We start from the raw sequence: 18,906 nt of genomic DNA, 5'->3' as shown, positions 1-18,906 counted from the left end.
GCGTAGCGCCATCCGGCACACAGAATTACATATGCGCGGCGATCAGACGCTGGTTGTCCTGGTACATCGCGAACAAGTAGTTGTTATAGCGCGACCCCTGGGTAGAGTAACCCTTCAGCTTATGAATCATCGCCGTGGCGGTGACTTCCTGATCCGCCTTACGCAGTTGGGCGCGCGACTTGCGGAAAGAGGAATAAGCCGGATGCGTGTTCAGGTTGGCGACATACGCGCTCACCGACTCCTCAACCGACGCGAATTGCGAGTAACCTTTCACCTTACCCGGCGTATTGGTACAACGCCCTTTCGTACACTTCATGCCGAACAGGTTGTTGTTGCTACGCGCCAGTTTAGAGGTTCCCCAGCCGCTTTCCGCCGCCGCCATCGTCGCCACCATGCTGGTGGGAATAATGTCGACGCGCTCCAGCAACGTATTCCACGGAATACGACGCGTGTTGCCGGACCAGCTCACTTTATAGCGCTTCGCGATATCTTTCATACGCGCGCGCTCAGACGGCGACCAGCGGTTCTGGTACTGTTTTGAGATCAGCCAATTACGGTCCGCGGTAATCGCGGCATTTTGGCTGGTGATGTAAGGCATAACGGTCCGGAGAAACGCTTTTTTTCTGGGGGTTCCGGAAGGGTATTTTCGCAAATCAGGAAGTGAACTGCTCTTTGCACTATTGCGAGAATACTCTTGTTTACTGCTAACCTGTTTATAACTTTTCTCGGTTATGTGGGACTTTTGACTCGTTTGCGTTGCGTGCGTCTTTGCCAGCACCTCACCCGAAAATGCGATGGTGAGTAACATAAGAATCATTGCCCCATATCGTCGCATGGGAGTCAATATCATTAGGTCTCCTGGTCGGATTGATACATTCCAACACCTTTTATTTTTCACGAAGTTGAGGTTTGAACCCCAAATTCTAGCAAAAATAGGCTTAAAAAGCACCTCAGGGAATAGTCTTAATCCGAAACTATGTCAACTATTAACGATAACAGACAGCAATAATGCCAATAAAATGTGGCGCTTATCGCAAATAGAGGCGTTTTTTTGCGCCTCGTCGCTCACCCTCGCGCCTCCTCCTGCGCGACTCTCTGCGGGGGAGGAGTTCATTCGCCTAAAAACCAGGCAAGCTGATGAATATTGCCCACAAAGGATAGCGTGATGAAACTTGCCGCCTTCGCTCTGACGCTGATACCCGGTATCGCGATCGCCTCATCATGGACCTCGCCCGGTTTTCCGACGTTCTCGACGCAGGAAACCGGACGCTTTACCAGCCATGCTGCATTAACAAAAGGTACACGCGCGTTAACGCTCCATATTGACCAGCAGTGTTGGCAGCCCTCCGGCGCCATAAAACTCAACCAGATGTTGTCGTTAAAACCCTGCGAAGGCGCGCCGCCGCAATGGCGTTTGTTTAAAGATGGCGACTATACAATAACGGTAGATACCCGCTCCGGTACGCCGACCCTGTTGTTATCGATAAAAACTGAACCTGAACGCACCACACAGCTCACCTACCAGTGTCCCGTCTGGGATGGTTCGCCGCTCACGCTGGATGTTCGCCAAACCTTTCCGGAAGGGACAGTAGTGCGCGATTATTACAGTGGTCAAACCGATACCGTCCAAAACGGGCAAATCACGCTGCGACCTGCCGACAGCCACGGGCTTTTATTGCTGGAACGCGCGGAAACCCATGCATCAGCGCCTTTTAACTGGCGCAACGCCACCGTTTATTTTGTGCTTACGGATCGTTTTCGCAATGGCGATCCAACCAACGACCACAGCTATGGTCGCCATAAGGATGGTATGCAAGAGATTGGCACTTTCCACGGCGGCGATTTACGCGGGTTGACGAGTAAACTGGACTATCTACAGCAATTAGGCGTGAACGCCTTGTGGATAAGCTCGCCGTTTGAACAGATCCACGGCTGGGTCGGCGGCGGAACAAAAGGCGATTTTCCTCATTACGCCTATCACGGCTATTACACTCAGGACTGGACGACGCTGGATGCCAATATGGGCAGCGAAGCCGATCTCCGCGCGCTGGTCGACGGCGCGCACCAGCGCGGCATCCGTATTTTATTTGACGTAGTAATGAATCATGCCGGTTACGCCACGCTGGCGGATATGCAGGAGTATCAGTTCGGCGCGCTCTATTTATCCGGCGCGGAACGGCAAAAAATTCTCGGCGATCGCTGGACAAACTGGCGACCCGCCGCCGGACAAAGCTGGCACAGCTTTAACGACTACATCAACTTCAGCGACAGCGCCGCCTGGGAAAAATGGTGGGGGAAAAAGTGGATTCGTACCGATATTGGCGACTACGACAGTCCGGGATTTGACGATTTAACCCTGTCGCTGGCCTTTCTGCCGGATATAAAAACGGAATCTACCACGCCTTCCGGCCTACCCGCGTTCTATGCCAACAAACTCGATACTAAAGCAAAGTTCATTGAAGGCTATACGCCACGGGATTATCTGACTCACTGGTTAAGCCAGTGGGTGCATGATTACGGCATTGACGGGTTCCGGGTCGATACTGCCAAAAACGTTGAGCTTCCTGCCTGGCAACAGCTAAAAACCCAGGCCAGCGCGGCGTTACGTGAATGGAAGCAGGCCAATCCGGACAAAGCGCTGGATGATAGCCCGTTCTGGATGACTGGCGAAGCGTGGGGCCACGGCGTCATGAAAAGTGATTATTATCGCTATGGTTTCGACGCGATGATCAATTTTGATTATCAGGAGCAGGCCGCGAAAGCGGTCGATTGCCTGGCGGAAATGGGGCCAGTCTGGCAGCAGATGGCGGATAAAATGCAGGATTTCAACGTATTAAGTTACCTCTCCTCGCATGATACGCGCCTTTTCCGTGAGGGCGGTGATAAGGCGGCGGAACTGCTGCTGCTTTCGCCGGGCGCGGTGCAGATCTTTTACGGCGATGAATCCGCTCGTCCCTTCGGCCCCACCGGCTCCGACCCCCTGCAAGGCACCCGTTCAGATATGAACTGGCAGTACGTGAGCGGAAAGTCAGCCGCAGCCGTCGCGCACTGGCAGCGTATTAGCCAGTTCCGCGCCAGACATCCCGCCATCGGCGCAGGCCAACAAACCACGCTGACGCTAAAACACGGGTACGGTTTTGTACGCCAGTACGGCGACGATACGGTGATGGTCGTCTGGGCAGGCCGCCGCTAATCATGGCGCTACCGGTCCCCTCGCGTACCGGTAGCCCCTTCAAAATAAAAAACTAACCTGATAAAAATTTGTAGCATAAAACATCAATACCACCGCCTGACCCCCATTTGCGCCCCGCCATTTGTAGCGTTATGGTTATCCACTTTGACAGACAGTTCGATAGATCACCCGTTATGACATTTTCACTTTTCGGCGATAAATTTACCCGCCATTCAGGCATTACCCGCCTGATGGAGGATCTCAACGACGGCTTACGCACGCCAGGCGCCATCATGCTTGGCGGCGGTAACCCGGCACACATCCCTGCAATGCAGGATTATTTCCAGACGCTACTGACAGAGATGGTAGAAAGCGGCAAAGCCGCTGATGCGCTTTGTAATTATGACGGTCCCCAGGGAAAAACGGCGCTACTGAATGCACTGGCCGTACTGCTACGTGAAACGCTGGGATGGGATATCGAACCACAGAATATTGCGCTGACAAATGGCAGTCAGAGCGCGTTTTTCTACTTATTTAATCTCTTCGCCGGACGTCGCGCCGACGGCAGTACGAAAAAGGTACTATTCCCGCTTGCGCCGGAATATATCGGCTATGCGGATTCCGGTCTGGAAGACGACCTCTTCGTTTCGGCGCGCCCGAATATTGAACTGCTGCCGGAAGGCCAGTTTAAGTATCACGTCGATTTTGAGCATCTGCACATCGGCGAAGAAACGGGGATGATTTGCGTCTCGCGCCCGACCAACCCAACCGGTAACGTTATCACCGACGAAGAGCTGATGAAGCTGGACAGACTGGCGAATCAGCACAACATCCCACTGGTGATTGATAACGCTTATGGCGTACCGTTTCCGGGCATTATCTTTAGCGAGGCGCGCCCGCTGTGGAACCCTAATATTATCCTATGCATGAGCCTCTCGAAGCTGGGTCTGCCCGGTTCCCGCTGCGGGATTATCATCGCCAATGATAAGACGATTACCGCCATTGCCAACATGAACGGCATCATCAGCCTTGCGCCCGGCGGCATGGGCCCGGCGATGATGTGCGAAATGATTAAGCGTAACGATCTGCTGCGGCTGTCGGAAACGGTTATAAAACCTTTCTACTATCAGCGCGTTCAACAGACGATCGCGATCATTCGTCGCTATTTATCCGAAGAACGCTGCCTGATTCATAAACCGGAGGGCGCAATATTTTTGTGGCTGTGGTTTAAAGATCTGCCGATTACCACCGAGCTACTCTATCAACGCTTGAAAGCGCGCGGCGTGCTGATGGTGCCGGGCCACTATTTCTTTCCCGGACTGGATAAACCCTGGCCGCACACACACCAATGTATGCGGATGAACTACGTGCCTGAACCGGATAAAATCGAGGCGGGCGTAAAAATTCTGGCAGAAGAGATTGAACGCGCCTGGCGTGAAGGCTGACGGTTATTCCGGCCATCATGCAGGCCGGAACGACGTTCAGAAAGGTTGAGAATAGAGGCGCTGGCGCTGCACGTGTGCTGCGTCAACGCACTGTAACGCACTGGTCGGGCAGGCTTCCACGCACGCCGGCCCCGCTTCCCGATGCCAGCAAAGATCGCATTTAATCGCCTGCGCGCCTGACGTGGACGCCACCACGGTCATCGCGCCAAACGGGCAAGCCAGCATACAGCTTTTACAACCAATGCAGCGCGATGGCGTCACGAAGATATGCCCCCGATCACGTCGAATCGCCTGTACCGGGCAGACATTCGCGCACGGCGCGTCCTCACACTGATGGCAGACCGTGGCCGTGGTGAAGCTATCCTCTTTTATCACCCGGATACGCGGCACAAAGTCCGCCGTCGTCACCGCCGCGCTATTCTGCTGTTCCTGGTGCGACACCACGCAGGCGACCTCGCAGGTACGACACCCGATACACGCCGACGCATCCGCCATAATAAACCGGTTCATTGTTCTCCCCCTGCGTTAAAACGCCAGAATGCCAGAGAGCCATTCCCCGCCGCTTTGATCCCACTACGCAAACGGACAAATTTTGTCAGATGCCTGATAAAACCTGGCGAGCTGTCTTATTCGCGAACGGTAAATCCCAGCTCATTAGAGATAGCCTGTGCGGTTTCACGCAACGGTTTGAGCAGATTTTTCTCGCCGATCTGTTTTAGCCGTGACGTCGACAGTGAAATAGAAATGGCGTAAGGCACTCGATGGTGAATATCAAACACAGGCACAGCAATACAGGAAACGCCCAGTTCATTTTCTTCGCGGTCCATCGCCATGCTGGTTTCACGAATTTGCGCCAGCTCATCGTACATTGCTGGTAAATCGGTAATGGTGTTGCGAGTCAGCGGCTGGATCTGATCTTTATGGCTTTCCCAGTAAGACGCCACATAATCCGGCTGACCAAACGCCATATAAATTTTCCCCATCGCCGAGCAGTACAGCGGCATATGCTGGCCAATGTAGGCACGCGTGCGCAGCATACCGGTGGTCGGTTCCAGCTTATAAATCAGGATAGCGTGATCATCTTCACGGCTGGAAAAATTCACCGTCTCGCCGGTGGTCAGGTTGAGCGCCTCAAGGTGCGGTGCCGCAACGTGGATGATATTCAGCGATGACAGGGCTTTTTGGCCGACGGCAATAAACTTTGTCGTCAGACGGTAGCTCCCGGCCGCCGGCGCTGGCGTCACGTATCCGCAGGATTGAAGCCCCTGCAACAAACGATGGACGGTGCTCTTGTTCAACCCCGCCAGCTCCGACAGGTGCGCCAGTGGGCAACCGTTCGGGTAGTTACTCAAAATTTCTATCAACATCAGGCCACGAAACAGGCTCTGACTCCCCGCAGGCTTCTCTTTATCGTTGTTCTGGCTCATCAGAAAACTCTCTCCTTTCTTGGGCGATCAGATGGTAGCTCAAAGTGTGTTGCAGTTCACGATATCAGCATAAAAAACATAACCCGATGATTTTAATCGTTTTTAAAAACCTTCTCTGGCGTTGCCATGTCAATTTTTGATCTATATATTTGGAACTACATTTCGTATTATGAAATTTATCGACAAAAAAACATACTAAAATTTCTAACAATCGACCAGGAGAACAGGGATGAAAGTAACTTTCGAAGAGTTAAAAGGGGCCTTCTACCGCGTCTTGCGGTCGCGGAATATTGCGGAAGATACCGCCGACGCCTGCGCGGAAATGTTCGCTCGCACCACCGAGTCCGGTGTCTATTCCCACGGCGTGAACCGCTTTCCCCGCTTCATTCAGCAACTAGATAACGGCGACATTATTCCTGATGCTAAACCGCAGCGGGTTACCAGCCTCGGCGCCATCGAACAGTGGGATGCTCAGCGCGCTATCGGCAACCTGACGGCGAAAAAGATGATGGACCGGGCCATCGAGCTGGCTTCCGATCATGGTATTGGCCTGGTGGCGTTACGTAATGCTAACCACTGGATGCGCGGCGGCAGCTACGGCTGGCAGGCGGCGGAAAAAGGCTATATCGGCATTTGCTGGACCAACTCCATCGCCGTCATGCCGCCGTGGGGCGCGAAAGAGTGCCGTATCGGTACCAATCCGTTGATCGTCGCCATCCCGTCTACGCCGATCACTATGGTAGATATGTCGATGTCGATGTTCTCTTACGGCATGCTGGAGGTTAACCGCCTGGCCGGCCGCGAACTGCCGGTGGACGGCGGTTTCGACGATAACGGTCAGTTGACCAAAGAACCGGGCGTTATCGAGAAAAATCGCCGCATTTTACCAATGGGTTACTGGAAAGGCTCTGGTCTGTCGATTGTGCTGGACATGATTGCCACCCTGCTTTCCAACGGCTCTTCCGTTGCCGAAGTGACCCAGGAAAACAGCGATGAATATGGCGTTTCGCAGATCTTCATCGCCATAGAAGTGGATAAGCTGATCGATGGCGCAACCCGCGATGCCAAACTGCAGCGGATTATGGATTTCATCACCACCGCTGAACGTGCTGACGACAACGTCGCGATTCGGCTGCCCGGCCACGAATTTACCAAATTGCTGGATGACAACCGCCGTCACGGTATCACCATTGACGACAGCGTCTGGGCCAAAATTCAGGCGCTGTAAGGAGCCACATCATGATTTTTGGACATATCGCGCAGCCAAATCCATGTCATTTGCCAGCCGCGATCGAGAAAGCGCTTCACTTTTTACGTACCACCGACTTTCGCACGCTGGAACCCGGCGTAGTGGAAATCGACGGCCAAAATATCTTCGCGCAGATAATCGATATGACCACCCGCGATGCTGCTGAAAATCGTCCGGAGGTTCATCGCCGCTATCTGGATATTCAGTTTCTGGCATGGGGTGAAGAGAAAATTGGGGTTGCCATTGATACCGGTAATAATCAAATCAGCGAGTCATTATTAGAACAGCGCGATATTATTTTTTATCACGACAGTGAACATGAATCATTCATTGAAATGATACCGGGAAGTTATGCCCTGTTTTTCCCGCAGGATGTTCATCGTCCAGGTTGTAATAAAAACATTGCTACGCCGATACGGAAAATAGTCGTAAAAGTCGCCATAGACGTTTTATAAAATAGAGTTTACTGGAGCACAAAATGAAAAATAATACCGGTTATATTATCGGTGCGTACCCTTGTGCACCCTCATTTCACCAGAAGAGTGAAGAGGAAGAGACGGAATTCTGGCGGCAACTCTCTGGTACTCCGGATATCCGGGGGCTGGAGCAGCCTTGTCTTGAACATCTTCACCCGCTCGGCGACGAGTGGTTATTGCGCCATACACCGGGAAACTGGCAAATCGTGGTCACCGCGATAATGGAAACCATGCGCCGCCGTAGCGAAAACGGCGGTTTTGGATTAGCGTCCAGTGACGAGGAACAGCGTAAAGCCTGCGTGGAATACTACCGTCATCTTTATCAGAAGATAAATAAACTCAATGCGAAAACCCCCGGCAAAGTCATAGCCCTTGAGCTTCATGCCGCCCCACTGGCGGGCAATCCGAACGTGGCGCAGGCAACCGACGCCTTTGCGCGCTCATTAAAAGAGATTGCCAACTGGGACTGGTCCTGCGACCTGGTGCTTGAACACTGCGACGCGATGACCGGCCCCGCACCGCGCAAAGGATTCTTACCGTTAGTAAACGTACTGGAAACTATTGCCGACTATGACATAAGCGTCTGCATTAACTGGGCGCGCTCCGCTATTGAAGGGCGGGATACCTCTCTACCGCTGATCCACACGCAGCAGGCCAAACAGGCTGGAAAACTCGGGGCGCTGATGTTCTCCGGTACAACGCTGGATGGAGAATACGGCGAATGGCAGGACCTCCATGCTCCGTTTGCACCTTTCTGTCCACAAAGCCTGATGACGGAGAAACACGTTCAAGAACTCATTACCGCCGCAGCTCCCGAACTGTTGCAGTTTACCGGCATTAAATTGTTGGAAATCAATGCCAGCGCCGATATTAATCACCGCATAAATATATTACGTGATGGTATTAATATGATGAAAAAGGCCACACGCAGCTAACCTGAATTAAACATCATCACCTTAATCCTCGGCCTGCAACTCAACGTTGCGCCGACCTAATATAAACCAAACATAAGAAATTAAGTTCCACTATTCAGCATCGAAAGAAATAAGTTTCTATAACCTGATGGAGTCGTTATGAAGCGGGTACTTGAGGGCATACTTGCGGTATTAATTGCCGTACTTTCCTGCATTGTATTTATTAACGTTATTTTACGTTACGGTTTTGAAAGCAGTATTTTGTCGGTAGATGAACTATCACGTTATCTATTTGTATGGCTGACGTTTATTGGCGCCATCGTTGCATTTATGGATAACGCCCACGTTCAGGTCACTTTTGTGGTGGAAAAACTTTCGCCAGCGAATCAGCGTCGTCTCTCGCTGCTGACGCATTCACTGATTTTATTGTTATGCATCGCATTAGGCTGGGGCAGCCTACAAAAAGCACTGCAGGACTGGAGCGATCACTCGCCAATCCTCGGTTTACCGATCGGCCTGATGTATATCGCCTGTCTGCCCACAAGCGTTGCCATCGCGTTAATCGAGCTGCGTCGGCTTTATCACTTAATAACGCGTAACGATTCCTTTCAACAACCACAGCAAGGAGCCTAATCATGGCCGTGGTGATATTTCTCTGCTGCCTGCTCGGCGGGATCGCGATAGGTTTACCCATCGCCTGGTCGCTGCTGCTTTGCGGCGCTGCTCTGATGGCATACCTGGATATGTTTGACGTGCAGATTATGGCGCAAACTTTGGTTAACGGCGCGGACAGCTTCTCCCTGCTGGCCATTCCCTTTTTTGTTTTGGCCGGTGAAATCATGAACGCGGGCGGCCTGTCAAAGCGAATCGTCGACCTGCCGATGAAGCTGGTCGGCCATAAGCCCGGCGGCCTGGGCTACGTGGGCGTTATTGCGGCAATGATTATGGCCAGCCTTTCCGGCTCTGCGGTAGCAGATACCGCTGCGGTCGCCGCGCTGCTGGTGCCGATGATGCGCTCCGCAAACTATCCGATCAACCGCTCCGTTGGGTTAATCGCTTCCGGCGGGATCATTGCGCCAATTATTCCGCCCTCGATTCCTTTTATTATCTTCGGCGTTTCCAGCGGCTTGTCGATCAGCAAGCTGTTTATGGCCGGGATCGCACCGGGCATCATGATGGGCGCGGCGCTTATGCTCACCTGGTGGTGGCAGGCCGGGCGATTAAATCTCCCTTCTCAGCCTAAAGCAACACCGCGTGAAATCTGGCAATCATTGGTTTCAGGTATCTGGGCGCTGTTTTTACCGGTGATTATTATCGGCGGCTTCCGTTCCGGACTTTTCACGCCAACGGAAGCAGGAGCGGTTGCCGCGTTTTACGCCCTCTTTGTCGCCGTGGTTATCTATCGGGAATTAACGTTTTCCAGTCTCTACCACGTGCTGGTCAATGCCGCCAAAACGACGTCAGTCGTCATGTTTCTGGTGGCCGCAGCTCAGGTATCCGCCTGGCTGATTACGATCGCGGAATTACCCATGATGGTGTCAGATTTGCTGCAGCCGCTGGTCGACTCTCCGCGACTCTTATTTATCGTCATTATGATCTCAATTATGGTCGTCGGTATGGTGATGGACTTAACGCCAACGGTGTTAATTCTTACCCCTGTATTATTGCCATTAGTTAAAGAAGCCAATATTGACCCGATTTATTTCGGCGTCATGTTCATTATTAACTGCTCTATTGGATTAATCACACCGCCCGTTGGCAACGTCCTCAACGTTATTTCCGGGGTGGCAAAATTGAAATTTGATGACGCGGTAAGAGGCGTATTCCCTTACGTTGTCGTACTGATGTCGTTGCTGGTTTTATTTATTTTTATTCCCGAGCTAATTATCACACCGCTTAAATGGATTAATTAAAGGATAATATTATGAAATTACACGTTATTGCTCGTTCATTATTGATAGCTGGTCTGACGGTTTTCAGCGTGTCGTCTCTGGCGGCGCAATCTTTACGTTTTGGTTATGAAACACCGCAAACTGACTCCCAACATATTGCCGCGAAAAAATTTAACGAATTATTAAAAGAAAAAACCAACGGCGAATTAACGCTAAAACTCTTTCCTGACAGCACATTAGGTAACGCCCAGGCAATGATCAGCGGGGTGCGCGGCGGAACCATTGATATGGAAATGTCCGGTTCGAACAATTTCACCGGCCTGGCCCCTGTATTCAACTTACTTGATGTCCCCTTCCTGTTTCGCGATACCGCGCATGCGCATAAAACGCTCGACGGTAAAGTCGGCGATGAACTGAAAAAATCACTCGATTCAAAAGGGTTAAAAGTCCTCGCCTACTGGGAAAACGGCTGGCGCGACGTCACCAACTCCCGCGCGCCGGTAAAAACGCCGGGCGATTTGAAAGGCTTAAAAATCCGCACTAACAACAGCCCAATGAATATCGCGGCCTTTAAAATCTTCGGCGCGAACCCTATTCCGATGCCGTTCTCCGAAGTCTATACCGGCCTCGAAACCCGTACGATTGATGCCCAGGAACACCCTATCAACGTCGTGTGGTCAGCGAAATTCTATGAGGTACAGAAATACCTCTCCCTCACTCATCACGCCTATTCGCCTCTGCTGCTGGTGATCAATAAAGCCAAATTCGACGCTTTAAGCCCGCAGTTCCAGGAGGCACTGCTGAGTTCCGCCAAAGAAGCGGGTGACTATCAGCGCAAACTGGTCGCCGAAGATCAGCAAAAAATTATCGATGGCATGAAAGAAGCCGGAGTTGAAGTCCTGACCGACATCGACCGTAAAGCCTTCAGCGATGCGCTGGGCAGCCAGGTGCGCGATATGTTCCTGAAAGACAACCCGCAGGGCGCCGACCTCCTGAAAGCCGTGGACGAGGTGCAATAAGTCATGAGTAACTACTGGCTGGGGTTAGATTGTGGTGGGAGTTGGCTAAAAGCCGGATTGTACGATGGCGCAGGCCGGGAAGTAGCGGTGCAACGCCTGCCGCTGCACGCTTTAAGCCCGCAGCCAGGCTGGGTTGAACGCGATATGACCGAACTGTGGCAACAGTGCGCCTCGGTCATCAACAAACTGCTGGCGCACACGGGGGTGAACGGTTCACAAATCCGTGGTCTGGGTATTTCAGCTCAGGGTAAGGGCCTGTTCCTGTTAGATAAAAGCGATCGGCCATTAGGTAAAGCGATACTCTCTTCCGACCGTCGCGCCATGGAAATTGTCCAGCGCTGGCAAAAAGAAGCGGTTCCGCAAAAACTCTACCCGCTGACCCGACAAACCCTGTGGACCGGGCATCCGGTCTCCCTTTTACGCTGGGTAAAAGAGAATGAGCCGCAGCGCTACGCGCAGATAGGCAGCGTCATGATGACGCATGACTATCTGCGCTGGTGCTTAACCGGCGTGAAAGGCTGTGAGGAGAGCAACATCTCCGAGTCCAACCTCTACAACATGGCGACGGGCCAGTACGACCCGCGCCTGACCGAGTGGCTGGGCATCAGTGAAATCGACAGCGCGCTGCCCCCCGTGGTGGGTTCAGCCGAAATATGCGGGGAGATCACCGCTCAGGCGGCCGCCATCACCGGTCTGACGGTGGGCACTCCCGTCGTCGGCGGCCTGTTTGACGTGGTTTCCACCGCCCTTTGCGCCGGTATTGAGGATGAATCAACGCTCAATGCGGTGATGGGGACCTGGGCCGTCACCAGCGGCATCGCTCACGGTCTGCGCGACCATGAGGCCCATCCTTACGTCTATGGCCGCTACGTCAATGACGGGCAGTATATCGTTCACGAAGCCAGCCCGACCTCTTCCGGCAACCTTGAATGGTTCACCGCCCAGTGGGGCGACCTCTCTTTTGATGAGATCAACCAGGCGGTTGCCAGCCTGCCGAAAGCCGGTAGCGACCTCTTTTTTCTGCCGTTTCTCTACGGCAGCAATGCCGGACTGGAGATGACCTGCGGTTTTTACGGGATGCAGGCGCTGCACACCCGCGCGCACCTGCTGCAGGCGATTTATGAAGGCGTGGTCTTCAGCCATATGACCCACCTCAACCGCATGCGTGAACGTTTTACCGACGTTTGCGCCCTGCGCGTTACCGGCGGACCGGCCCACTCCGACGTCTGGATGCAGATGCTGGCGGACGTCAGCGGCCTGCGCATTGAGCTGCCGCAGGTGGAGGAGACCGGCTGCTTCGGCGCGGCGCTGGCTGCCCGCGTCGGAACCGGCGTATATCGCAATTTCCGCGAGGCCCAACGCGACCTCCGGCACCCGGTGCGCACGCTGCTGCCGGACATGGCCGCGCACGCCCTCTATCAGCGTAAATACCGCCAATACCAGCATTTGATTGAAGCACTACAGGGCTATCACGCCCGTATTAAGGAGCACGCATTATGAGCCGACCACTACTGCAACTAGCGCTCGACCACACCAATCTGGAAGCAGCCCAGCGCGATGTCGCCCTGCTACAGGATCATGTCGATATCGTTGAGGCTGGCACCATCCTCTGTTTAACCGAAGGCCTTAGCGCGGTGAAAGCCCTGCGAGCGCAGTGCCCGGAAAAAATCATCGTCGCCGACTGGAAAGTGGCCGATGCCGGTGAAACCCTGGCGCAGCAGGCTTTTAGCGCTGGCGCTAACTGGATGACTATCATCTGCGCTGCGCCGCTCGCAACCGTCGAGAAAGGCCATGCCGTTGCCCAGTCCTGCGACGGTGAAATTCAAATGGAACTGTTCGGCAACTGGACGCTGGACGACGCCCGAGACTGGTATCGCGTCGGGGTTCGCCAGGCGATTTATCACCGCGGACGCGATGCGCAGGCCAGCGGGCAGCAGTGGGGAGAGGCGGACCTGACGCGTATGAAAGCGTTGTCCGACATCGGCCTTGAGCTGTCAATTACCGGTGGTATTACCCCGGCCGATCTACCGCTGTTCCGCGACATTAACGTTAAGGCATTTATCGCCGGGCGCGCGCTGGCAGGTGCCGCCCATCCGGCGCAGGTCGCCGCCGAATTCCACGCCCAAATTGACGCCATTTGGGGAGAAAAGCATGCGTAATCATCCATTAGGTATTTACGAGAAAGCGCTGGCGAAAGACCTCAGTTGGCCGGAGCGGCTGGTGCTGGCAAAAAGCTGCGGTTTTGATTTTGTTGAGATGTCGGTGGATGAAACCGACGAACGTCTCTCACGCCTGGAGTGGACCTCGGCCCAACGCGCTTCGCTGGTGAACGCGATGCTGGAAAGCGGCGTCGCCATCCCGTCGATGTGTCTCTCCGCCCATCGCCGTTTCCCTTTTGGCAGCCGCGACGAAGCGGTACGCCAGCGGGCGCGTGAAATCATGACCAAAGCCATTCGCCTGGCGCGCGACCTGGGGATCCGCACCATCCAGTTGGCAGGTTACGACGTCTATTACGAAGAACACGACGAAGGCACCCGGCAACGTTTCGCCGAAGGGCTGGCGTGGGCGGTGGAACAGGCCGCAGCGGCGCAGGTGATGCTGGCGGTGGAGATCATGGATACCGCGTTTATGAACTCCATCAGCAAGTGGAAAAAGTGGGACGAGATGCTTTCGTCACCGTGGTTCACCGTTTATCCAGACGTCGGCAACCTCAGCGCCTGGGGGAACGACGTGACCGCCGAACTGAAGCTGGGGATTGACCGTATCGCCGCTATCCACCTGAAAGACACGCTGCCGGTGACCGGTGACAGCCCCGGCCAGTTCCGCGACGTGCCGTTTGGCGAAGGATGCGTTGATTTTGTTGGCATCTTCAAAACGCTGCATGAGCTGAATTATCGCGGTTCATTTCTGATTGAGATGTGGACAGAGAAAGCCAGCGAGCCGGTGCTGGAAATTATCCAGGCCCGCCGCTGGATTGAATCACGGATGCAGGAAGGAGGTTTCACATGTTAGAGCAACTGAAAGCCGAGGTGCTGGCGGCCAACCTGGCCCTCCCGGCGCACGGGCTGGTCACCTTTACCTGGGGCAACGTCAGCGCGGTCGATGAGACGCGCAAACTGATGGTCATTAAGCCTTCCGGCGTTGAATATGAGGTAATGACCGCCGACGATATGGTGGTGGTAGAGATCGCCAACGGCAAGGTCGTTGAAGGCAACAAAAAACCGTCGTCCGATACCGCGACCCATCTGGCGCTCTATCGCCGCTATCCGCAGATCGGCGGGATCGTGCATACCCATTCCCGCCATGCGACGATCTGGTCGCAGGCCGGGCTCGATCTGCCCGCCTGGGGCACCACCCACGCCGACTATTTCTATGGCGCGATCCCCTGTACCCGACTGATGACCGTTGAGGAAATTAACGGCGAGTACGAGTATCAGACCGGCGAGGTGATTATTAAAACCTTTGAAGAGCGCGGTCTGGATCCGGCGCAAATCCCGGCGGTATTGGTTCATTCACACGGCCCGTTTGCCTGGGGTAAAAATGCCGCCGATGCCGTCCACAACGCCGTGGTGCTTGAGGAGTGCGCCTATATGGGGCTGTTCTCGCGCCAGCTGGCCCCGCAGCTACCGGATATGCAATCTGAACTGCTCGATAAACACTATCTGCGTAAACATGGCGCGAATGCCTATTACGGGCAGTAACAGCCTATGTCGGATGGCGGCTGCGCCTTATCCGACCTACAAAACTTGCAATATCAATACGTTGCGATGAACTCTTGTAGGCCCGATAAGCAAAGCGCCATCGGGCATTCAGTTTGCAACCGCGTTGTCAGAGGGCCAAAGATTATACTCAAGAATTAACGTGTTCCTTACTGTAGCGCCGCTTCCAGGCGGTAGGCGTCAGGCCGGTGTGCTTGCGGAAGATCTGGCGAAAGTAACCAACGTCATTAAAACCGCACCGCTCCGCCACCTCTTTTAACGAACGCGCGTCGCTAATCAGCAACTTTTCCGCCTCGCGCACCCGCTGGCGGTGGATGGCTTCCGTTAGCGTAAGGTGAAATACCCGCCGATAAACGCGTCCCAGATAATCCACATTGCAATGCAGTTCTTTCGCCAGAACCGAGCTGGAAAGCGGCAGGTGATAGTGCGTTCGAATCAGCTGCTGTACTTTCCAGGCCAGCGACACGCCAGCGGCCTCGGCGTTTTCATTCTGCCGGGCGTCAACGGTAAGCTGCTGCAAAATCAGCAGCACGATGAACTCCAGCGCCGGGCTGCGCTGGTGCTTTTCCTGCTCGTTCATAAACTGGCGAAAAAGCGCAATCAGCGCCTGCGGATCGGCAACCTGGGTATGCTGCGGCACGGAAAGATGCGTCAGCCAGCGCGGGTCGCTGTCCGGCGCTTTGACCTCAAAATGGAGCCAGTAAAATTTAAGATCGGCGGGAAACTCCTCAACGCCAATATGGCGGCGATGCGGCCAAAGCAACAGGCTTTCCCCGGCTTCAACACAGAAAACACATTCTTCTTCCTGAATTTTCAGGCGGCCTTTTTCCACAAATATAATTTCCCACGATTGCAGACGCCTGGCAGGATGACGCCCAATGCCGCGAGAAATAAATAATCCGCCGTTTTGGACTTTAATCGGTAATGTTATGGATAATTCGAGCATTAATATGTCATTTCCCGCTCATTCAGCACCGTATTTCATATTAGCCTTTGATTATTAACTAAAAATAGTCATTTCACTCGATCCATCTCACATTTTTAAATACGGGTCGGAATCGTCATCTTTTTTTACTCTTTTATCGCCTTGTCGCTCACCGCTATCTGGGCAAAATGAATCAGGTCATAACGCGAAAATAAAAATTACTGCCATAAAATACCCCGTCAGCGAGGAATATCTATGACCTCTATAGCCTTAAGGAGCACGAAATGAACGTACTGGAAGTCGATCTGCATAAACTGACGGTCAGCGATCCGTTCCTCGGACAGTATCAACAACTGGTTCGCGATGTGGTTATTCCTTACCAGTGGGATGCGTTAAACGATCGTATTCCAGAGGCTGAACCCAGCCATGCCATTGAAAATTTCCGCATTGCCGCAGGACAGCAGACGGGCGACTTTTACGGCATGGTCTTTCAGGACAGCGACGTGGCGAAATGGCTGGAAGCGGTTGCCTGGTCACTGTGCCAGAAGCCCGATCCCGCGCTTGAGAAAACCGCCGATGAGGTGATTGAACTGGTGGCCGCCGCACAGTGTGACGATGGCTATCTCAATACGTACTTTACGGCAAAAGCCCCGCAAGAACGCTGGAGCAACCTGGCGGAGTGCCACGAGCTTTATTGCGCCGGGCACCTGATTGAAGCGGGCGTCGCCTTCTTTCAGGCTACCGGCAAGCGTCGGCTGCTAGACGTCGTTTGTCGACTGGCCGATCATATCGACAGCACTTTCGGCCCTGGCGAAAATCAGCTGCACGGCTATCCGGGCCACCCGGAAATTGAGCTGGCGCTGATGCGTCTGTATGAGGTAACAGAGCAGCCGCGCTATATGGCGCTGGCAAGCTACTTTATCGGGCAGCGCGGTGCCCAACCGCACTTCTACGACGAAGAGTACGAAAAACGCGGCCAAACCTCTTACTGGCACACCTACGGCCCGGCGTGGATGGTCAAAGACAAAGCCTACAGCCAGGCGCATCTGCCAATTTCGCAGCAGCAGACGGCCATTGGCCACGCGGTACGTTTTGTCTATCTGATGACTGGCGTGGCGCATCTCGCTCGCCTGAGCAACGATGAAGGCAAACGCCAGGACTGCCTGCGCCTGTGGAAAAATATGGCGCAACGTCAGCTGTATATCACCGGAGGCATCGGTTCACAGAGCAGTGGCGAAGCCTTTAGCTGCGATTACGATTTACCGAATGATTCGGTCTATGCGGAAAGCTGCGCTTCAATCGGCCTGATGATGTTCGCCCGCCGGATGCTGGAAATGGAAGCCGATAGCCAGTACGCCGACGTGATGGAGCGCGCGCTGTACAACACCGTCCTCGGCGGTATGGCGCTGGATGGAAAGCATTTCTTCTACGTCAACCCGCTGGAAGTGCATCCAAAATCGTTAAAATTCAACCATATTTACGATCACGTTAAGCCCATTCGCCAGCGCTGGTTTGGCTGCGCCTGCTGCCCGCCGAACATCGCCCGCGTGCTCACCTCCCTTGGTCACTACATCTACACGCCGCGTGCGGATGCGCTGTACATCAATATGTACGTGGGTAACAGCGTGGAAATACCGGTTGAAAATGGCGCGCTCAAACTGCGGATTGGCGGGAACTACCCGTGGCATGAGCAGGTGAAGATCGCCATCGACTCTGTGCAGCCGGTACGTCACACGCTGGCGCTACGTCTGCCGGACTGGTGCCCTGAGGCAAAAGTGACGCTCAACGGGCTGGAAGTGGAGCAGGATATTCGCAAAGGTTATCTGCATATCCGTCGAACCTGGCAGGAGGGCGATACGATAACCCTGACGCTGCCGATGCCGGTTCGCCGCGTGTATGGCAATCCGCTGGCGCGTCACGTCGCCGGTAAGGTCGCCATTCAGCGCGGGCCGCTGGTCTATTGCCTTGAGCAGGCCGATAACGGCGAAGAACTGCATAATCTGTGGTTACCGAAAGAGAGTGAGTTCCGGGTCTTTGAGGGCAAAGGGCTTTTTGCGCATAAGATGCTGATTCAGGCTGAAGGCGAGAAGCAAAGCGCCCCAGATGCGCAGCATCAGGCGTTGTGGCACTACGATAACGCGCCGTCATCGCGCCAGCCGCAGACGCTAACGTTCATTCCGTGGTTTAGCTGGGCCAACCGCGGCGAGGGCGAAATGCGGATTTGGGTCAACGAGCGGTAATACTGTGCCGGATGGCGGCTGCGCCTTATCCGGCCTACAAGATTTGCAATATCAGTATATTGCGATGAATTTTTGTAGGCCCGATAAGCGAAGCGCCATCAGACATTACCACCAGGCTAATATCAACGCGGTAGGCCCGATAAGCGCAGCGCCATCGGGCATTACCACCAGGCTAATATCAACGCGGTAGGCCCGATAAGCGAAGCGCCATCAGACATTACCACCAGGCTGATATCAATGCGGTAGGCCCGATAAGCGAAGCGCCATCAGACATTACCACCAGGCTGATATCAATGCGGTAGGCCCGATAAGCGCAGCGCCATCGGGCATTACCACCAGGCTGATATCAATGCGGTAGGCCCGATAAGCGCAGCGCCATCGGGCATTACCACCAGGCTGATAACAATGCGGTAGGCCCGATAAGCGCA

17 protein-coding genes are annotated in these 18,906 nt (G+C 54.0%); 13 read left to right on the top strand and 4 right to left on the bottom strand.

Annotated elements, in window-relative coordinates; genetic code table 11:
• Positions 1-25: 25 nt before the first annotated feature.
• Positions 26-850 carry a protein bax gene (locus OLG56_RS00885; protein ID WP_001562170.1) on the bottom strand — a complete coding sequence of 275 codons (825 nt, stop codon included), beginning with the start codon at positions 848-850 and terminating at the stop codon, positions 26-28.
• Positions 851-1,165: 315 nt separating this feature from the next.
• Between OLG56_RS00885 and OLG56_RS00880 the strand changes: the two genes are divergently transcribed.
• Together OLG56_RS00880 and avtA are read left to right on the top strand one after the other, a co-directional pair.
• Positions 1,166-3,193 (top strand): alpha-amylase, encoded by a 2,028-nt coding sequence (locus OLG56_RS00880; protein WP_079980934.1) that lies wholly within the window; start codon positions 1,166-1,168, stop codon positions 3,191-3,193.
• Positions 3,194-3,366: 173 nt separating this feature from the next.
• Positions 3,367-4,617: a valine--pyruvate transaminase gene (avtA, locus tag OLG56_RS00875; RefSeq protein ID WP_000144384.1), complete on the top strand. Its 1,251-nt coding sequence runs from the start codon at positions 3,367-3,369 to the stop codon at positions 4,615-4,617.
• A 36-nt stretch (positions 4,618-4,653) separates the two neighbouring features.
• Here avtA and OLG56_RS00870 read toward each other — a convergent pair whose 3' ends face one another.
• Complete coding sequence (locus tag OLG56_RS00870) at positions 4,654-5,127, bottom strand: 4Fe-4S dicluster domain-containing protein (RefSeq protein WP_001078819.1); 474 nt, start codon at positions 5,125-5,127, stop codon at positions 4,654-4,656.
• Between the two features lie 116 nt (positions 5,128-5,243).
• Positions 5,244-6,044, bottom strand: a complete 801-nt coding sequence (gene yiaJ / locus OLG56_RS00865) for an IclR family transcriptional regulator YiaJ (RefSeq protein WP_000081340.1) — start codon at positions 6,042-6,044, stop codon at positions 5,244-5,246.
• A gap of 229 nt (positions 6,045-6,273) precedes the next feature.
• Between yiaJ and yiaK the strand changes: the two genes are divergently transcribed.
• From yiaK to araD, 10 genes are all read left to right on the top strand, one after another.
• Positions 6,274-7,272, top strand: coding sequence for a 3-dehydro-L-gulonate 2-dehydrogenase (yiaK, locus tag OLG56_RS00860; RefSeq protein WP_000869008.1), 999 nt, complete (start codon positions 6,274-6,276; stop codon positions 7,270-7,272).
• Between the two features lie 11 nt (positions 7,273-7,283).
• On the top strand, positions 7,284-7,748 hold the full coding sequence (locus tag OLG56_RS00855) for a YhcH/YjgK/YiaL family protein (protein ID WP_000576063.1): 465 nt from the start codon (positions 7,284-7,286) through the stop codon (positions 7,746-7,748).
• A 23-nt stretch (positions 7,749-7,771) separates the two neighbouring features.
• On the top strand, positions 7,772-8,704 hold the full coding sequence (locus OLG56_RS00850) for a DUF4862 family protein (protein ID WP_061377057.1): 933 nt from the start codon (positions 7,772-7,774) through the stop codon (positions 8,702-8,704).
• 138 nt (positions 8,705-8,842) lie between these two features.
• Entirely contained in the window at positions 8,843-9,316 is a 474-nt protein-coding gene (gene yiaM / locus OLG56_RS00845; protein ID WP_000832313.1) for a 2,3-diketo-L-gulonate TRAP transporter small permease YiaM, read from the top strand.
• 2 nt (positions 9,317-9,318) lie between these two features.
• On the top strand, positions 9,319-10,596 hold the full coding sequence (gene yiaN, locus OLG56_RS00840; protein ID WP_000301822.1) for a 2,3-diketo-L-gulonate TRAP transporter large permease YiaN: 1,278 nt from the start codon (positions 9,319-9,321) through the stop codon (positions 10,594-10,596).
• Positions 10,597-10,607: 11 nt separating this feature from the next.
• Positions 10,608-11,594 (top strand): 2,3-diketo-L-gulonate TRAP transporter substrate-binding protein YiaO, encoded by a 987-nt coding sequence (gene yiaO / locus OLG56_RS00835; RefSeq protein WP_000766337.1) that lies wholly within the window; start codon positions 10,608-10,610, stop codon positions 11,592-11,594.
• Between the two features lie 3 nt (positions 11,595-11,597).
• Positions 11,598-13,094, top strand: a complete 1,497-nt coding sequence (locus tag OLG56_RS00830; RefSeq protein ID WP_000074063.1) for an FGGY-family carbohydrate kinase — start codon at positions 11,598-11,600, stop codon at positions 13,092-13,094.
• The gene (gene ulaD, locus OLG56_RS00825) at positions 13,091-13,753 is read left to right on the top strand and encodes a 3-keto-L-gulonate-6-phosphate decarboxylase UlaD (RefSeq protein ID WP_061377056.1); all 663 of its coding nucleotides are present in this window, start codon (positions 13,091-13,093) and stop codon (positions 13,751-13,753) included. The genes OLG56_RS00830 and ulaD overlap by 4 nt, the downstream gene beginning before the upstream one ends.
• On the top strand, positions 13,746-14,606 hold the full coding sequence (locus tag OLG56_RS00820; protein WP_001244038.1) for an L-ribulose-5-phosphate 3-epimerase: 861 nt from the start codon (positions 13,746-13,748) through the stop codon (positions 14,604-14,606). The genes ulaD and OLG56_RS00820 overlap by 8 nt, the downstream gene beginning before the upstream one ends.
• Positions 14,600-15,295 (top strand): L-ribulose-5-phosphate 4-epimerase, encoded by a 696-nt coding sequence (gene araD / locus OLG56_RS00815; protein ID WP_058214780.1) that lies wholly within the window; start codon positions 14,600-14,602, stop codon positions 15,293-15,295. The genes OLG56_RS00820 and araD overlap by 7 nt, the downstream gene beginning before the upstream one ends.
• A gap of 148 nt (positions 15,296-15,443) precedes the next feature.
• Here the strand turns inward: araD and OLG56_RS00810 are convergent, their stop codons facing one another.
• The gene (locus tag OLG56_RS00810) at positions 15,444-16,259 is read right to left on the bottom strand and encodes an AraC family transcriptional regulator (protein WP_023225554.1); all 816 of its coding nucleotides are present in this window, start codon (positions 16,257-16,259) and stop codon (positions 15,444-15,446) included.
• Positions 16,260-16,522: 263 nt separating this feature from the next.
• Between OLG56_RS00810 and OLG56_RS00805 the strand changes: the two genes are divergently transcribed.
• A complete protein-coding gene (locus OLG56_RS00805) occupies positions 16,523-18,478 on the top strand; it encodes a glycoside hydrolase family 127 protein (RefSeq protein ID WP_001101498.1) in 1,956 nt (651 codons plus the stop codon).
• Positions 18,479-18,906 lie beyond the last annotated feature (428 nt).

It is taken from the genome of Salmonella sp. 2018103, assembly GCF_026247685.1.
Taxonomy (GTDB): Bacteria; Pseudomonadota; Gammaproteobacteria; order Enterobacterales; family Enterobacteriaceae; genus Salmonella; species Salmonella enterica.
The sequence above is the reverse complement of the archived record's forward strand: the minus strand, read 5'-3'. Positions and strand labels throughout refer to the sequence as shown.

Bases quoted from the DNA above. Each gene is read 5' to 3' on its own strand.
- OLG56_RS00885 (WP_001562170.1), bottom strand. From the start codon at position 850: ATGATATTGACTCCCATGCGACGATATGGGGCAATGATTCTTATGTTA.
- OLG56_RS00880 (WP_079980934.1), top strand. From the start codon at position 1,166: ATGAAACTTGCCGCCTTCGCTCTGACGCTGATACCCGGTATCGCGATC.
- avtA (WP_000144384.1), top strand. From the start codon at position 3,367: ATGACATTTTCACTTTTCGGCGATAAATTTACCCGCCATTCAGGCATT.
- OLG56_RS00870 (WP_001078819.1), bottom strand. From the start codon at position 5,127: ATGAACCGGTTTATTATGGCGGATGCGTCGGCGTGTATCGGGTGTCGT.
- yiaJ (WP_000081340.1), bottom strand. From the start codon at position 6,044: ATGAGCCAGAACAACGATAAAGAGAAGCCTGCGGGGAGTCAGAGCCTG.
- yiaK (WP_000869008.1), top strand. From the start codon at position 6,274: ATGAAAGTAACTTTCGAAGAGTTAAAAGGGGCCTTCTACCGCGTCTTG.
- OLG56_RS00855 (WP_000576063.1), top strand. From the start codon at position 7,284: ATGATTTTTGGACATATCGCGCAGCCAAATCCATGTCATTTGCCAGCC.
- OLG56_RS00850 (WP_061377057.1), top strand. From the start codon at position 7,772: ATGAAAAATAATACCGGTTATATTATCGGTGCGTACCCTTGTGCACCC.
- yiaM (WP_000832313.1), top strand. From the start codon at position 8,843: ATGAAGCGGGTACTTGAGGGCATACTTGCGGTATTAATTGCCGTACTT.
- yiaN (WP_000301822.1), top strand. From the start codon at position 9,319: ATGGCCGTGGTGATATTTCTCTGCTGCCTGCTCGGCGGGATCGCGATA.
- yiaO (WP_000766337.1), top strand. From the start codon at position 10,608: ATGAAATTACACGTTATTGCTCGTTCATTATTGATAGCTGGTCTGACG.
- OLG56_RS00830 (WP_000074063.1), top strand. From the start codon at position 11,598: ATGAGTAACTACTGGCTGGGGTTAGATTGTGGTGGGAGTTGGCTAAAA.
- ulaD (WP_061377056.1), top strand. From the start codon at position 13,091: ATGAGCCGACCACTACTGCAACTAGCGCTCGACCACACCAATCTGGAA.
- OLG56_RS00820 (WP_001244038.1), top strand. From the start codon at position 13,746: ATGCGTAATCATCCATTAGGTATTTACGAGAAAGCGCTGGCGAAAGAC.
- araD (WP_058214780.1), top strand. From the start codon at position 14,600: ATGTTAGAGCAACTGAAAGCCGAGGTGCTGGCGGCCAACCTGGCCCTC.
- OLG56_RS00810 (WP_023225554.1), bottom strand. From the start codon at position 16,259: ATGCTCGAATTATCCATAACATTACCGATTAAAGTCCAAAACGGCGGA.
- OLG56_RS00805 (WP_001101498.1), top strand. From the start codon at position 16,523: ATGAACGTACTGGAAGTCGATCTGCATAAACTGACGGTCAGCGATCCG.